At 71.7% G+C, this 15,286-nt stretch carries 13 protein-coding genes; 12 read left to right on the top strand and 1 reads right to left on the bottom strand.

Annotated elements, in window-relative coordinates; genetic code table 11:
* Positions 1–37: 37 nt before the first annotated feature.
* The 4 genes from Val02_RS23040 (at position 38) to Val02_RS23055 (ending at position 6,478) form a co-directional block, all read left to right on the top strand.
* Complete coding sequence (locus Val02_RS23040; RefSeq protein WP_203901247.1) at positions 38–733, top strand: MerR family transcriptional regulator; 696 nt, start codon at positions 38–40, stop codon at positions 731–733.
* Positions 730–3,669, top strand: coding sequence for a VIT domain-containing protein (locus Val02_RS48265; protein ID WP_275415602.1), 2,940 nt, complete (start codon positions 730–732; stop codon positions 3,667–3,669). The genes Val02_RS23040 and Val02_RS48265 overlap by 4 nt, the downstream gene beginning before the upstream one ends.
* 306 nt (positions 3,670–3,975) lie before the next feature.
* Complete coding sequence (gene thrS / locus Val02_RS23050; protein WP_203901248.1) at positions 3,976–5,970, top strand: threonine--tRNA ligase; 1,995 nt, start codon at positions 3,976–3,978, stop codon at positions 5,968–5,970.
* 31 nt (positions 5,971–6,001) lie between these two features.
* Positions 6,002–6,478: an HIT family protein gene (locus Val02_RS23055; RefSeq protein WP_275415604.1), complete on the top strand. Its 477-nt coding sequence runs from the start codon at positions 6,002–6,004 to the stop codon at positions 6,476–6,478.
* Between the two features lie 104 nt (positions 6,479–6,582).
* Here Val02_RS23055 and Val02_RS23060 read toward each other — a convergent pair whose 3' ends face one another.
* On the bottom strand, positions 6,583–8,742 hold the full coding sequence (locus Val02_RS23060; RefSeq protein WP_203901250.1) for an elongation factor G-like protein EF-G2: 2,160 nt from the start codon (positions 8,740–8,742) through the stop codon (positions 6,583–6,585).
* Between the two features lie 160 nt (positions 8,743–8,902).
* On the opposite strand from Val02_RS23060, the gene pgsA reads away from it, so the two are divergent.
* The 8 genes from pgsA (at position 8,903) to Val02_RS23100 (ending at position 15,278) form a co-directional block, all read left to right on the top strand.
* On the top strand, positions 8,903–9,523 hold the full coding sequence (gene pgsA / locus Val02_RS23065) for a phosphatidylinositol phosphate synthase (RefSeq protein WP_203901251.1): 621 nt from the start codon (positions 8,903–8,905) through the stop codon (positions 9,521–9,523).
* A complete protein-coding gene (locus Val02_RS23070) occupies positions 9,520–10,416 on the top strand; it encodes a phosphatidylinositol mannoside acyltransferase (protein ID WP_203901252.1) in 897 nt (298 codons plus the stop codon). The genes pgsA and Val02_RS23070 overlap by 4 nt, the downstream gene beginning before the upstream one ends.
* Before the next feature lie 11 nt (positions 10,417–10,427).
* Positions 10,428–11,570, top strand: a complete 1,143-nt coding sequence (locus Val02_RS23075) for a glycosyltransferase family 4 protein (protein WP_203901253.1) — start codon at positions 10,428–10,430, stop codon at positions 11,568–11,570.
* 5 nt (positions 11,571–11,575) lie between these two features.
* Positions 11,576–12,076, top strand: a complete 501-nt coding sequence (locus Val02_RS23080; protein WP_203901254.1) for a hypothetical protein — start codon at positions 11,576–11,578, stop codon at positions 12,074–12,076.
* 107 nt (positions 12,077–12,183) lie between these two features.
* Positions 12,184–13,092: a pyridoxal 5'-phosphate synthase lyase subunit PdxS gene (pdxS, locus tag Val02_RS23085; RefSeq protein ID WP_275415603.1), complete on the top strand. Its 909-nt coding sequence runs from the start codon at positions 12,184–12,186 to the stop codon at positions 13,090–13,092.
* 110 nt (positions 13,093–13,202) lie between these two features.
* Positions 13,203–13,790: a pyridoxal 5'-phosphate synthase glutaminase subunit PdxT gene (gene pdxT, locus Val02_RS23090; RefSeq protein ID WP_203901255.1), complete on the top strand. Its 588-nt coding sequence runs from the start codon at positions 13,203–13,205 to the stop codon at positions 13,788–13,790.
* Positions 13,790–14,539, top strand: a complete 750-nt coding sequence (locus Val02_RS23095) for a YebC/PmpR family DNA-binding transcriptional regulator (protein ID WP_203901256.1) — start codon at positions 13,790–13,792, stop codon at positions 14,537–14,539. The genes pdxT and Val02_RS23095 overlap by 1 nt, the downstream gene beginning before the upstream one ends.
* Positions 14,540–14,735: 196 nt before the next feature.
* Positions 14,736–15,278, top strand: a complete 543-nt coding sequence (locus Val02_RS23100; RefSeq protein ID WP_203901257.1) for a Uma2 family endonuclease — start codon at positions 14,736–14,738, stop codon at positions 15,276–15,278.
* The last annotated feature ends 8 nt before the right edge of the window (positions 15,279–15,286 follow it).

The raw sequence follows: 15,286 nt of genomic DNA on the forward strand, positions 1-15,286 counted from the left end.
TTTGACACTGTCATATGACAGTGTTAGCTTCGGTCGCATGGCATCCGACTGGACTCTCGACGACCTGGTCGCCCGGGTAGGTGACGCGCTCGGCGCGGTCGACTACCGCGGCGCGCCCAACGGTCGGGTCCGCGATGTGCCGGACCGGCGGGCCGTGCGCTGGTACACGACGATCGGGCTGCTCGACCGGCCGGCCGCCATGCGCGGGCGCACCGCGCTCTACGGCACCCGCCACCTCGCTCAGCTGGTCGCCATCAAGCGGCGGCAGGCGGAGGGGCGCAGCCTCACCGAGATCCAGGCGGAGCTGGTCGGCGCCACGGACGCCCGACTCGCCGAGATCGCCGGCCTGCCGGTGAACCCGGACTCCATTGGCTCCGCTGGGTCCACTGTGGACGGTTCTGACGCTGACACTGTCACGGTGCGGCCGCGGGCGGCCTTCTGGACCAGCGTGCCCGCCCCGCCGGCCTCGCCGGCGCTGTCCGCGCCGCCTGAGCCGGGGGCCTCTCTCGCGGCGCCGGTCCCGTCCGCGCCGCGCGCCGAGCGGGAGGCGTCCCGCGCGGCGCCGGCGCCGGACGGCGTGCTGACCGGTGTCCCGCTGGGCGGCGGCGCCGTGCTGCTGCTGCCGGCGACGCCCGGCCCCGAGGACCTCGCCGCGCTGCGCGACGCGGCCCGACCACTCATCGACCTGCTCATCGCCCGTGGCCTCGTGCCCGAAGACAGGAGTGCGCCGTGATCGTCCGGATCCTGCCCATGCCCGACGACCAGGCGCAGCGGGCCGCCGCGCCACTGCCCGACAGCGGCATCGGCTGCCTGCGCACCGAATCGGGCAACCTGCCGCTGGAGGCGCTCGACGTCAGCGCCGACATCACCGGCCTCGTCTCGCGGGTCACGATGGTGCAGACGTTCCGCAATCCGCACGCCGTCCCGCTCGAGGCGACCTACATCTTCCCGCTGCCCGACCGGGCGGCCGTCACGCGCATGCGGATGACCGCCGACGACCGCGTCGTCGAGGCCGAACTGCAGGAGCGCGCGCAGGCCCGGGAGACCTACGACCGCGCCGTCGCGGCGGGGCAGCGCGCCTCCATCGCCGAGGAGGACCGGCCCGACGTGTTCACCATGCGGGTCGGCAACATCGTTCCGGGCGAACGGGTCACCGTCGAGCTGACCCTCGCCGGCCCGCTCCTGAGCGCCGACGGCTCGGCGGAGTTCCGGTTCCCGCTCGTCGTCGCGCCGCGCTACGTCCCCGGTGTGCCCCTCGGCGGGCCGCAGGCCGGAGACGGCGTCAACGAGGACACCGACGCCGTGCCCGACGCGTCGCGGATCAGCCCGCCGGTGCTGCTGCCCGGGTTCCCCGACCCGGTGCGGCTCTCCATCGACGTCGGCATCGACCCCGCGGGGCTGCCGCTCGGCGACGTCCGGTGCAGCCTCCACGCACTGTCCGAAGTGGACGGACGGTGGCGGATCCTGCCCGGCGAACGCGCGGACCGGGACTTCGTGCTGCGCCTCGCCTACGGCGCCCCGGCGACGGCGCCGGCGGTGCAGCTGTGCCCCGACGCCGACTCCGACTCGGCCGGCACCTTCGAGTTGACCGTGCTGCCGCCGCTCGGTGCCGCACCGCCGCGCCCGCGGGACGTGGTGCTGGTGCTCGACCGTTCGGGGAGCATGGGCGGCTGGAAGATGATCAGCGCCCGCCGGGCCGCCGCCCGCATCGTCGACACGCTCACCGACGCGGACCGGTTCGCGGTGCTGACGTTCGACCATCACGTCGACCGCCCCGCCGGATTGTCCGCAGGGCTCGTGCCGGCCAGTGACCGCAACCGGTTCCGCGCCGTTCAGCATCTGTCCACAGTGGACGCACGGGGCGGCACGGAGATGCTGGCTCCCCTGACGCAGGGCCGCGACCTGCTCACCGCCACCGACGGCGAACGCGACCGGGTGCTCGTTCTGCTCACCGACGGCCAGGTCGGCAACGAGGACCAGATCCTGCGCACGCTCGGCACCCTGAACGGCATCCGCGTGCACGCCATCGGCATCGACCGGGCCGTCAACGCCGGCTTCCTCGGCCGGCTCGCAGCGGCCGGTGGCGGCGTGTTCGAACTGGTGGAGACCGAGGACCGCCTCGACGAGGTGATGGCGAACATCCATCGCCGCATCGGTTCGCCGCTCGTTACCGACCTGTCGCTGGAGCCGCTGGGCCTGACCGTCGAACCGGGCACCGTCGCCCCGGCCCGCCTGCCCGACCTCTTCCCGGGTGTGCCCCTGGTCATCCGCGGCCGCTACTCGGCACACGCGGCGGGTGCCGCCGATGCGGCGGTGCTGCGGGTGCGCGGCCGGGCGGCCGACGGCGGCGCCTGGGACGCCGAACCCGCGGCGACCCGTCACGACAACCCGGCCGTCACCTCCGTCTGGGCCCGCGCGCACCTGCGTGACCTGGAGGACGCCTACCTGGTGGGCGCCGACCCCGGCCGCTCTTCTCTCGAACGCCGCATCGTCGACACCTCGCTCCGCTTCGGCGTGCTGTGCCGCTTCACCGCCTACGTGGCGGTGGACCCGCGCGTGGTGGCCGAGGGCGGGCCCGGACACCGCGTGGTCCAACCCGTCGAGCCGGTCGACGGCTGGGACAACGCCGCCGGCCCCACGATGACGCTGGCGAGCTTCTCGGCCCCCGCCCCGCGGGAGACGATGAGCCGGAAGTCGATGCGCCTGCGCGGCCTGACCGGCGGCGCCTCCCCGGCGGCGGCGCGCTACGACGGCACCCCACCGCCACCACCCCGCGTGAGCGGCTACGCCGCGGACAGCACTCAGACCGCGGCCGGCGACACCGGTGGCGCCTACGGCACACCCGTCCCCCCGCCGAACGCCCAACCCGGCGCGCCGGCGCCCTTCCCCACCTCCCCGGCCCCGACCCCCGGCCGCCCCGGCGCCGTCCCGCCCGGCCCCGGCGCTCCCGGCGCTGTGCCGCCCGGCCGCCCCGGTGCTCCCGGTGTACCCGGCGCACCGGTATCGCCGGGCGGACCCGTCCCGCCCGGGGTGGTGCCTCCCGGACGGCCGCTGCCGCCCCGGCACACCCCGCCCGGTGGGCCGGTCCCGCCGGCGCCGGTCTCGCCCGGGGCTCCCGGCACGCCGCCGTACGGCCGCCCCGGCGGGCCGCTGTCGCCCGAGCCGTACGGGCCCGGGCCGGGGGACTCGGTGGTGCCCGGTGGTCCGGTGGTGCCCGGCGATCCGGGGCGGCGCGAGCCGTTCGAGCCGCCGGTGCGGCCGGTGCCGGAGACGCCCACCGACCCGGCTTCGGAGACGCGGCGGCGGATCGCGGAGGAGTCCGTGCGGTGGCTCGCCGATCTCCGGGCCGCCGAGCGGGACCTGCCGGAGCACCGTCGGGAGTTGCTGGAGCGGCTCGCCGACTGGATCGACGCGGCAACGGCCGACCTCGGCCGGCTCGGCCCCGGCGCACCCGTGCTGGCCGGCCTCTCCGGCCTGGCCGTGCGCATCCGCACGGTCGGTGTCGCCCTGGAGGTGATCTGGCCGGAGGCGATCCGCACGCTCGAACTGCTCCCCGCCCAGCTCCCATCCGCGCCCTTCGGCCCACCGACGCCGCCCGGCACCCCGGGCACCCCCGGCTCGCCGGGGATCGCGGGCAGGCCCGAGCGGCGGCCTTTCTGGAAGCGCTGACCCGCCGACCCCGCAAGAGCGAGTGCTACGCGTGCCACGTAACTCCGGGCGGATTTACGTGGCACGTGAAGCAATGGGCAGACGAGCCGACCCCGCGAGGCGACCGCACGCGGGGCCGGCAGCGGAGCGGCCGGGCACGCGAAGCGGCCCGGCCCGGAGCGGTGCGCGCGGGAGCGGGCGGTCGTGCGCCCGGCGGACGTGCGTAAATAAAGCTCCTGACGCTGTACGGGGGCCCACCGTCAGCACCGGCGGACGGCCGGGCGGATAGCATCGTCGCAAAGCCGAACGCTCTCCTAGGAGTCCACTGTGTCTGCACCCGCCGCTGCCCCGCCCGACCGCGTCACCGTGCCGGCCGGCACGACGGCCGCGGAAGCGGTGGCCACGGCCGGGCTGCCGGCCAACGGCCCCAACGCCGTCGTCGTGGTGCGCGAGTCCGACGGGCGGCTGCGCGACCTGGACTGGGCGCCGGAGACCGAGACGGTCGTCGAGGCCGTCCCGATGAGCAGCCCCGACGGCCTCAACGTGCTGCGCCACTCGACCGCGCACGTGCTCGCGCAGGCGGTGCAGGACCTCTTCCCGGGCGCGAAGCTGGGGATCGGGCCGTTCATCGAGCACGGGTTCTACTACGACTTCGACGTGGCGAAGCCGTTCCAGCCGGAGGATCTCGGCAAGCTCGAGAAGCGCATGCAGGAGATCATCAAGCAGGGGCAGCGCTTCCGGCGGCGGCGCTTCGCGTCGGTCGACGAGGCCAAGGCAGAGCTTGCGGACGAGCCCTACAAGCTCGAACTCGTCGACGTGAAGAGCGACGTCGACACCGACGAGGTCATGGAGGTCGGCGGGGGAGAGCTGACCATCTACGACAACCTCGACGCGCAGACGGAGAAGGTCTGCTGGTCCGACCTGTGCCGGGGGCCGCACCTGCCGACGACGCGACTGATCGGGGCGTTCAAGCTGATGCGCTCCGCGGCCGCCTACTGGCGCGGCAGCGAGAAGAACCCGCAGCTGCAGCGGATCTACGGCACGGCGTGGCCGACCCGCGACGCGCTCAAGGTGTACCAGAAGCTGCTCGAAGAGGCCGCTCGCCGCGACCACCGCAAGCTCGGCGCCGACCTGGACCTCTTCTCGTTCCCGGACGAGCTCGGCTCCGGGCTGGCGGTGTTCCACCCCAAGGGCGGCATCATCCGGCGGGAGCTGGAGTCCTACTCGCGGCGCCGGCACGAGGAGGAGGGCTACTCCTTCGTCAACTCGCCGCACATCACCAAGTCGAAGCTGTTCGAGGTGTCGGGGCACCTCGACTGGTACGCCGACGGCATGTACCCGCCCATGGAGATGGAGGGCGCGAAGTACTACCTGAAGCCGATGAACTGCCCGTTCCACAACCTGATCTTCCGGTCCCGCGGCCGGTCGTACCGCGAACTGCCGCTGCGGCTGTTCGAGTTCGGGTCGGTGTACCGGTTCGAGAAGTCGGGCGTGGTGCACGGGCTGACCCGGGTGCGCGGCATGACCCAGGACGACGCCCACATCTACTGCACCGAGGAGCAGATGCCGGGCGAGCTGAAGTCGCTGTTGCAGTTCGTGCTGGGGCTGCTTCGCGACTACGGGCTCGACGACTTCTACCTGGAACTGTCGACCCGCAACCCGGAGAAGTCCGTCGGCACCGACGAGAACTGGGAACGCGCCACCGAGGCCCTGCGTCAGGCGGCCCAGGACAGCGGGCTGGAACTGGTGCCCGACCCGGGTGGTGCGGCGTTCTACGGGCCGAAGATCTCGGTGCAGGCGAAGGACGCGATCGGGCGCACCTGGCAGATGTCCACGATCCAGGTGGACTTCAACCTGCCGGAGCGCTTCGAGCTGGAGTTCGCGGCGGCCGAGGGCGGGCGGCAGCGGCCCGTCATGATCCACCGGGCGCTCTTCGGCTCCATCGAACGCTTCTTCGGCGTGCTGACCGAGCACTACGCCGGTGCGTTCCCGGCGTGGCTGGCACCGGTGCAGGTGGTGGGGATCCCGATCCGGGACGACCACGCGCCCTATCTCGAAGAGTTCGTCACCGCCCTGCGCAAGAAGGGCATCCGGGCCGAGGTCGACCACTCCGACGACCGCATGCAGAAGAAGATCCGCACGGCGCAGCAGCAGAAGATCCCGTTCATGGTGCTGGCCGGCGACGAGGACGTCTCCGGCAACACGGTCTCGTTCCGGTACCGGGACGGCTCGCAGCGCAACGGTGTGCCGATCGAGGAAGCCGTCGCGCACGTGGTGGAGATCGTGGAGTCCCGCGTCAATGTGGGGCCCAGTGCAGCCTGACGAGCTGGAACGCCTCTGGACGCCACATCGCATGGCGTACATCAAGGGCGACGACCGGCCGACGGACGAGTCGAGTGAACGGTGCCCGTTCTGCCGCATCCCCGCGGACGACAGCGCGGAGTCGCTGGTGGTCGCCCGCGGGGAGACGGTGTTCGCGGTGCTGAACCTGTACCCGTACAACCCGGGTCACCTGATGGTGTGCCCGTACCGGCACGTGGCGGACTACACCGATCTCGACGCCGCCGAGACGGCCGAGGTCGCCGCGTTCACCCAGACGGCCATGCGGGTGATCCGCGCCGTCAGCAACGCGCACGGCTTCAACCTGGGCATGAACCAGGGCTCCGTCGCCGGTGCCGGCATCGCCGCCCACCTCCACCAGCACGTGGTGCCGAGGTGGGGCGGCGACACCAACTTCATGCCGGTCGTCGGCCGGACGAAGGTGTTGCCGCAGCTCCTGGTCGACACCCGAAAAATGCTCGCTGATGCCTGGCCGTCCCCTAAGGGATGAATCAACCCGTGGATTGACGCCCGCGTGACGAAGATCCGGTGAAGATGATGAAGCGTGGCCTCCTGTGCGGAGGCCACGTCCATACTCCCGCGCAAGCGCTGCGGTCAGCGGTTGGCGTGCTCTTTCTTGACCTGTTCGGCCAGGTTGTGGGGCATCAGGTCGTAGCGGGCGAACGACCTGCTGAACGTTCCCGCGCCCGACGTCATGGCGCGCAGCTCGACGGCGTAGCGCACCAGTTCCGTCGCGGGAACCTCGGCGCGCACCACCGTGCGGTCGGCGTGTTCCTCGTCGGCCTCGGTGCCCAGCACCCGCCCGCGGCGCCCCGACATGTCGCTCATGACCGCGCCGACGAACTGGTCCGGCACGCGGATCGCCACCTCGTCGACCGGTTCGAGGAGGCTGACCGTGGTGTGCTCGGCGGCATCCTTGAGCGCCAGCTGACCGGCCGTCTGGAAGGCCGCGTCGGAGGAGTCCACCGAGTGCGCCTTGCCGTCGAAGAGCGTCACGCGCAGGTCCACGACCTGCTGGCCGGCGGCGATGCCGCGTTCCATCTGGGCCCGCACGCCCTTCTCCACGGAGGGGATGTAGTTGTGCGGCACCGCACCCCCGACGATCTTGTCGACGAACTCGAACCCGGAGCCGCGCGGCAGCGGTTCGACCTCGATGTCGCACACGGCGTACTGGCCGTGGCCGCCGCTCTGCTTGACGTGCCGGCCGTGCCCCTTCGCCCGCCCCTGGAACGTCTCGCGCAGCGCCACCCGCACCGGCTCGGTGTCGAGGTCCACGCCGCCCGCCTTGAGCCGGTCGAGCACCACGTCGGCGTGTGCCTCGCCCATGCACCACAGCACCAGCTGATGCGTCTCGGCGTTGCGTTCCAGCCGCAGCGTGGGGTCACCGGCGACGAGCCGGTGCAGGTTCTTGGCGAGCGCGTCCTCGTCCGAACGGGTCTTCGCCACGATCGCGACGGGCAGCAGCGGCTCGGGCATCTCCCACGGGGCCATCAGCAGCGGATGTTCCTTGCCGGACAGCGTGTCCCCGGTCTCGGCGGTGGTCGACTTCGTGACGGCGCAGATGTCGCCGGCGACGCACTTGGGCGTCTCCCGCAGGGTGGCGCCGAGCGGCGTGTACAGGTGGGCGAAGCGTTCGTCGGCGTCGTGGTCGGGGTGTCCGCGCTCGGCCATCCCGTGGCCGCTCACATGGATCACGGACTCCGGCGTGAGCGTTCCGCTGAAGACTCTGACCAGGGTGACCCGACCGACGTAGGAGTCGATGGTGGTCTTGACGACCTCGGCGGCGAGCGGCCCGTCGGGGTCGCAGGTGAGCACGTCGCGCGGCGAACCGTCGATCCCGGTGACGACCGGCAACGGATGCTCCAGCGGCGACGGGAAGCCCCTGGTCATCACCTCCAGCAGGCCCTCCAGGCCGACACCGGTCTCGGCGCAGACGGGAACGACCGGGTAGAAGTGCCCGCGCGCGACGGCCTTCTCCAGGTCCTCGATGATCACGTCGGTCTCGATCGTCTCGCCGGCGAGGTAACGGTCCATCAGGGACTCGTCCTCGCTCTCGGCGATGATGCCCTCGAGCAGCGTGCTGCGGGACTCCTCGATCAGCGGGAGGTGCTGGGGGTCGGGCTCGCGCACCTGCGCGGGGTACCCGTCGGAGTAGTCGAAGACCCGCTGGGTGATCAGGCCGATGAGTCCCTCGACCGAGTGACCGTCGTCGCCGAGCATCGGCAGGTACAGCGGCAGCACGTTGTCGCCGAACACCTGCTGGCACAGCGCGAGCGTCTCGTCGAAGTCGGCGCGCTGGTGGTCGAGGCGGGAGATCGCGACGGCGCGCGGCATGCCGACGTGCGCGCACTCCTCCCAGAGCGCGGCGGTGGCGGCGTCCATGCCGTCGACCGAGCAGACCACGAAGAGCGCGGCGTCGGCGGCGCGCAGCCCGGCGCGCAGTTCGCCGACGAAGTCCGCGTATCCGGGGGTGTCCAGCAGGTTGATCTTCACGCCGTCGTGCAGGACCGGCGCGCAGGCCAGCGCCACGGAGCGCTGCTGCTTGACCGACGCCGGATCCGAGTCGCAGACGGTGGTCCCCTCGGTCACGGAACCCGCCCGGCTCACCGTGCCGGTCGCCGCGAGCAGCGCCTCGACCAGCGTCGTCTTCCCCGCCCCGGAGTGGCCGACCACGACCACATTTCGCACCCTGGCGGGGTCCTCCACCGCCGGCGCGGCGCCGGCAACCCCCTTGTCCTGGTTTTTCTGCGCCATTACGCGCCTCCCGTCACCCGTAGTGTTCACGCCGTCTGTGAGGCAGTTCACTTTTCGGTTGTGTGCCGATCCCACACCCGAAACGTGTCGGACACAACCCCATCTGTCCGACCCGCCGGAGACTACGGCCCGTGCCGCGGCCGCTAAGGTGGAGGCCGCCATGGCGAAGATCCTCAGTGGGACCCGGTCCACTCTTGCGCGGGTGGTCGACCCGGTCGCCGGCGCCCTCCTGCGCGCCGGCATCTCACCCGACGCCGTCACCGTCACCGGCACCGTCGGGGTGCTGATCGGGGCGATCGGCTTCGGTGCGCGCGGTCACCTCCTCCTCGGCACGCTGATCGTGACCGTCTCCTGCCTCACCGACATGCTCGACGGCTCGATGGCGCGGCTGCGGGGCTACCCGACGAAGTTCGGGGCGTTCCTCGATTCGAGCATGGACCGCATCGCCGACGGCGCCGTCTTCGGTAGCGTCGCCTACTGGTGCGCGGTCAACGACCGCCGTTGGGCACTGGTCGCGGCCCTGATCGCTCTGGTAAGCGGGCAGCTCGTGTCGTACGTCCGGGCCCGCGCCGAGGGTCTCGGTCTGACCGCCAACGTCGGTCTGATGGAACGCACGGAGCGGCTGCTGCTCATCGGCATCGGCGGGCTGACCCAGGGGCTCGGGGTCGACCAGGGCATGCATGTCGTGCTCTGGATCCTGGCGGTCCTGTCGGTGTTCACCGTGGTGCAGCGGGTGGTGCACGTGCGCCGCGAAGCCGCCCTGGCCGACCCCCGCCCATGAGTAAATTTGTAGATCTCGGCTACGGGGCCGCCTGGCGGATCGTGAAGGCGTTGCCCGCCGGGGTGACGCGGCCCGTCTTCGTCGCCGGTGCCGACCTGGCCGCCCGCCGGCGCGGCAAGGGCACGCAGCGCCTGCGCGACAACCTGCGCCGCGTCGTCGGCCCCGACCTGCCCGAACCCGAACTCGACGCGCTGGTCCGCCAGGGCCTGCGCTCCTACGCGCGGTACTGGCAGGAGGCGTTCCGGCTGCCGGCGCTGAGCCGCGACCAGTTGCGCGCCGGCTTCCGTCTGGACGGCGCGGAGATGCTCGCCGAGAACGTCGCCAACAAGGTCGGCTCGATCGTGGCGCTCCCGCACGGCGGCAACTGGGACGCCGCCGGGGCGTGGGTGGCCGCACAGGGCTGGCCCATCACCACCGTGGCCGAACGCCTCAAGCCCGAGTCCGTCTACGAACGCTTCCTCGCGTACCGGCGCGCGCTCGGCATGGAGATCATCCCGCTGACCGGCGGGGAGAAGCCGCCGCTCGACGTCCTCGAACAGCGGGTGCGCGACGGCGCGGTCGTTCCGCTGCTGGCCGACCGGGACCTGTCCAGCCGGGGTGTCGAGGTGACGTTCTTCGGCGGGCGCACCCGGATGCCGCCGGGGCCGGCGCTGCTGGCACTGCGCACCGGGTGCCCGCTGTACGTCGCGCACATGTGGTACGAGAAGGACATCCCGGTGGCCGCCCTGGAAGGCCCGGTCGAGCCCCCCACGGGCGGCCCGCTCGACCAGCGCGTCCGCGAACTGACCCAGCGCGTCGCCGACCTGCTGGCGAGCGGAATCGCCCGGCATCCGGCCGACTGGCACATGCTGCAACGCATGTGGCTCCCCGAACCGGCCAGAGCCGCGGGCTGAGGGGAGCCGGCGTGCGGATCGGCATCGTGTGCCCGTACTCGTTCGAGGTACCGGGCGGTGTGCAGAACCACGTCCGCGACCTCGCCGAGACCCTGATCGAGATGGGCCACGAGGTGAGCGTGCTCGCCCCGGCCGACGAGGACGCCGAGCTGCCGCCGTACGTCGTGGCGGCCGGGCGGGCGGTGCCGGTGCCGTACAACGGGTCGGTGGCGCGGCTGCAGTTCGGGCCGATCGCGGCGATGCGCACCCGCCGCTGGCTGCAGGCCGGGGACTTCGACGTGGTGCACGTCCACGAACCGGTGAGCCCCGGCCTGTCCATGTACGCCGCGATGTACTCGGACGCGCCGGTCGTGGCGACGTTCCACACGGCGACGCCGCGCTCCCGGGCCATGGCCGCCGCGCAGGGCATCCTGCAGCCCGTTCTGGAGAAGATCACCGGGCGCATCGCCGTGAGCGAGCTGGCCCGCAAGGTGCAGGTGGAGCACCTCGGCGGCTCCGCGTGGGAGATCCCGAACGGCGTCTCGGTCGCGAAGTTCGCCGAGGCGGAGCCGCTGCCCGGGTGGCCGGGTGCCGGTGGGGCGATCGGGTTCCTCGGCCGGTTCACCGAGCCGCGCAAGGGGTTCCCGCTGTTGCGCGAGGCGTTCGTGGCGTTGGCGGCGCGCCGGCGCGACCTGCGGCTGCTGGTCGCCGGCCCGGGGGACCCCGACGACGTGCTCGAACAGGTGCCGGCAGGCGTCCGGGAACGGGTGGTGTTCCTGGGCCTCGTCTCCGAGGAGGACAAGCGCAGGATGCTGCGCAGCGTCGACCTGTACGTGGCGCCCAACACCGGCGGTGAGTCGTTCGGCATGATCCTGACCGAGGCGATGGCGGCCGGAACGCCCGTCGTGGCGAGCGACCTGGAGGCCTTCCGGGCCGTGCTCGACGGCGGCCGCGCGGGCGCCCTCTTCCGGACCGGCGACTCCACCGACCTGTGTGAGGTCCTGGCCGGCCTGCTCGACGACGCCGCCGCCCGCGCCGAACTCGTCGCCCGCGCCGCCCGGGCGGTGTCCCGCTTCGACTGGCCGGTCCTCGCGAAGCGGGTGCTGGAGGTGTACGCGACGGCGATCGAGGTGCACGCCGTCGACACCGGTCCCGACTGGCGAAGCTCATCCTAAGTAGCATGCCCGCCATGTGGTGGCTCGCGGGGGCAGCGGTGCTGGTGGTGCTGCTGGGCCTCTACGTCTTCTGGATGTCCGGGCGGGTAGACCGGTGCCACGCCCGGGCCTCCGCCGCGCAGGCCGCCCTGGACGCGCACCTGGTCCGCCGGGCCGCCGCCGCGCTGGCCCTGGCCGGCACCTCGGGGGACGAGCAGCTGCGCTGGGCCGCCCGGGTGGCGCTGGACGCCGCCCACGACGAGCGCGAGGCCGCCGAGAACGACCTCACCCGCGTCCTGCGCGAGCACCACAAGAAGGTCGCCGGCAGTGATCCCGACCACGCGGACGACGCGGATGTGGTGGCGGCGAGCCGCCGCGCGGCATTGGCCCGGCAGGTGCACAACGACCTGGTCCGGGACGCGCTGTCGTTGCGGCGGCGCCGCCTGGTGCGCCTGTTGCGGCTGGCCAGGCGGCATGCCCGCCCCGCCTACTTCGACATCGACGACCCGGTGCTCGACCGGGCCTGACCCGGGCCGGTGACGGGCCGCGGTGTGGAAATTGGACGTGGGCGACCGGCAACCGGCCGGACGTACGATGAGGGCGAACCCACGCTTTCCGCAAGGAGTGATCGACCGTGTCCACCGAACCCGTCACCAGTGCGCCCGTCACCGGTACCGCCCGCGTCAAGCGCGGCATGGCCGAGATGCTCAAGGGCGGGGTGATCATGGATGTGGTCAACGCCGATCAGGCGAAGATCGCCGAGGACGCCGGCGCCGTCGCCGTCATGGCCCTCGAGCGTGTGCCCGCCGACATCCGCGCCGAGGGCGGCGTCTCCCGGATGAGCGACCCCGACATGGTCGAGGGCATCATCAACGCGGTCTCCATCCCGGTGATGGCCAAGGCGCGCATCGGTCACTTCGTCGAGGCACAGGTGCTGCAGGCCATCGGCGTCGACTACGTGGACGAGTCGGAGGTGCTGACCCCCGCCGACGAGGCCAACCACATCGACAAGTGGGCGTTCACGGTGCCGTTCGTGTGCGGGGCCACCAACCTGGGCGAGGCGCTGCGCCGCATCGCCGAGGGCGCGGCGATGATCCGTTCCAAGGGCGAGGCCGGCACCGGCAACGTCGTCGAGGCGACCCGGCACATGCGCCAGATCCGTGCCGACATCCGCCGGCTCACGATCCTCGACGACACCGAGCTGTTCGCCGCCGCGAAGGAGCTGCGGGCGCCGTTCGAGCTGGTCAAGGAGATCAGTGAGACGGGCAAGCTGCCGGTCGTGCTGTTCACCGCCGGCGGCATCGCCACTCCGGCCGACGCCGCGATGATGATGCAGCTGGGCGCCGAGGGCGTCTTCGTCGGCTCCGGCATCTTCAAGTCGGGCGACCCGGCGAAGCGGGCGGCGGCGATCGTGAAGGCGACGACGTTCCACGACGATCCCGACGTGATCGCGAAGGTCTCGCGGGGTCTCGGCGAGGCGATGGTCGGTATCAACGTCGCTACGCTCCCCGACGAGCAGCGCCTCGCCACGCGCGGTTGGTGAGCTGACTTGAGCGCGTCGGGGGCGCCGGGCGGGGCCCGGAGGGAGCGGAGCGCAGTGGAGCGGAAGGAGGGCACCGCCACGAGGCGGCGCCCCCGGCTGGGCGGGAAGCAATGATTATCGGGGTTCTCGCTCTTCAGGGCGATGTCCGGGAACATCTGGCGGCACTGGCCGAGTGCGACGTGATCGCGCGGCCGGTGCGCCGTCCGGCTGAACTGGACGACGTCGACGCCATCGTCATCCCCGGCGGGGAGTCGACGACCATGAGCAAGCTGCTGGTCGACTTCGAGCTGTTCGAACCGCTGCACAAGCGCATCGCCGAGGGTCTGCCCGCGTTCGGCTCCTGCGCCGGCATGATCATGCTGGCCGACGAGGTGCTCGACGGCCGCCCGGACCAGCGCAGCCTCGGCGGGATCGACATGACCGTGCGGCGCAACGCGTTCGGCCGGCAGGTCGACTCGTTCGAGAAGGAGATCGAGCTGAGCGGGGTGGACGGGCCGGTCCACGCGGTCTTCATCCGGGCACCCTGGGTGGAGCGCGTGGGCGAGGGGGTGACAGTGATCGGCGAGGTCGACGGTAGGATCGTCGCGGTACGCCAGCGGAACGTCCTCGCCACCGCCTTCCACCCCGAGCTCACCGGTGACCTGCGGGTCCATCGTCTCTTTGTGGACATGGCGCGGGCCCAGCAGACGGAGGGGTAATGTCCGGCCACTCAAAGTGGGCGACCACCAAGCACAAGAAGGCCGTCATCGATGCCAAGCGCGGCAAGCTGTTCGCGCGCCTGATCAAGAACATCGAGGTGGCAGCCCGCACGGGCGGCGGTGACCCGGCCGGTAACCCGACGCTCTTCGACGCGATCCAGAAGGCCCGCAAGAGCAGCGTCCCGATCGACAACATCGACCGCGCCGTCAAGCGTGGCTCCGGTGCCGAGGCCGGTGGCGCCGACTGGCAGACCGCCAACTACGAGGGCTACGGCCCCAACGGCGTCGCGCTGCTGATCGAGTGCCTGACGGACAACCGCAACCGTGCCGCGACGGAGGTGCGCACCGCGCTCACCCGCAACGGCGGCAGCCTCGCCGACGCCGGCAGCGTGTCGTACATGTTCACGCGCAAGGGCGTCGTGATCGTGCCCAAGGGCGAGCTGTCCGAGGACGACCTGATGGAGGCCGTGCTCGAGGCCGGTGCCGAGGAGATCAACGACCTCGGCGAGGCGTTCGAGGTGGTGTCGGCCCCGACCGACCTCGTGGCGGTGCGCACCGCCCTGCAGGAGGCCGGCATCGAGTACGAATCGGCGGAGTCGTCGTTCGTGCCGAGCGTGCAGGTGCCGCTGGACGCCGAGGGTGCGACCAAGGTGTTCAAGCTGATCGACGCGTTGGAGGACTGCGACGACGTGCAGAACGTCTACGCGAACTTCGACGTCTCCGACGAGGTCATGGCCGCCGTCGGCTGAGGTTCTTCAGGGGCACTTATCCACAGGCGGAAAGTGAGAGTTCCCCCTCCGTGGTCGACCGGTCTAGCGTCTTTGCCATGACGAACGGACAAAGTCGATCAATGAGGGGGACACTCGTGGACGGCCTGGGAGTCGGTGGCTGATGACCGCCACGCTCGAAGCCTCTACGCTGGTTCAGAGGAGGTGCACACGGGCGATGACCGGTCTGACGCTGCCGCCGATAGAGCACATCGATGTCGACGACCTTGCCGCTCTCCCCGAGGGCTACCGCTACGAATTGCACGAGGGAAACCTCGTCATCATGACCCCGTCCACGTTCTGGCACAAAGCGATGGCACGGCGACTGCTGCTGATGCTCCACGCGGCGGGTGTCGAGGTTTTTCAGGATCCGGGGATTCGGGGCGACCGTCCACGCGATCTCCGCCTGCCCGACCTCGGTGTGGTCATCCGGTTGCCGGCCGGCCTCGCGTCGTACTCCAACCTTCCCGGCTCGGCCTACAGCCTCGTCGTCGAGATCGTCTCCGCCCACTCGCAAAACGGCGAGTACACCGACAAGGCGCTCTGGTACGCGCGGCAGGGGATCCCGGAGTACTGGATCGTGGACGAGACACCCGAGCACGACGACGATGACGGGTTGGTGCACATCCATCACCTGACGCTTACCGGCGGGGAGCCCGCGTACGTGCGTCAGCGGACGGTGTTGCTCTCCGAGTTGGAGAAGGAACGCTCAGCCGAGTAACGCGGCTC

The organism is Virgisporangium aliadipatigenens (genome assembly GCF_016863615.1).
GTDB classification, from domain to species: domain Bacteria; phylum Actinomycetota; class Actinomycetes; order Mycobacteriales; family Micromonosporaceae; genus Virgisporangium; species Virgisporangium aliadipatigenens.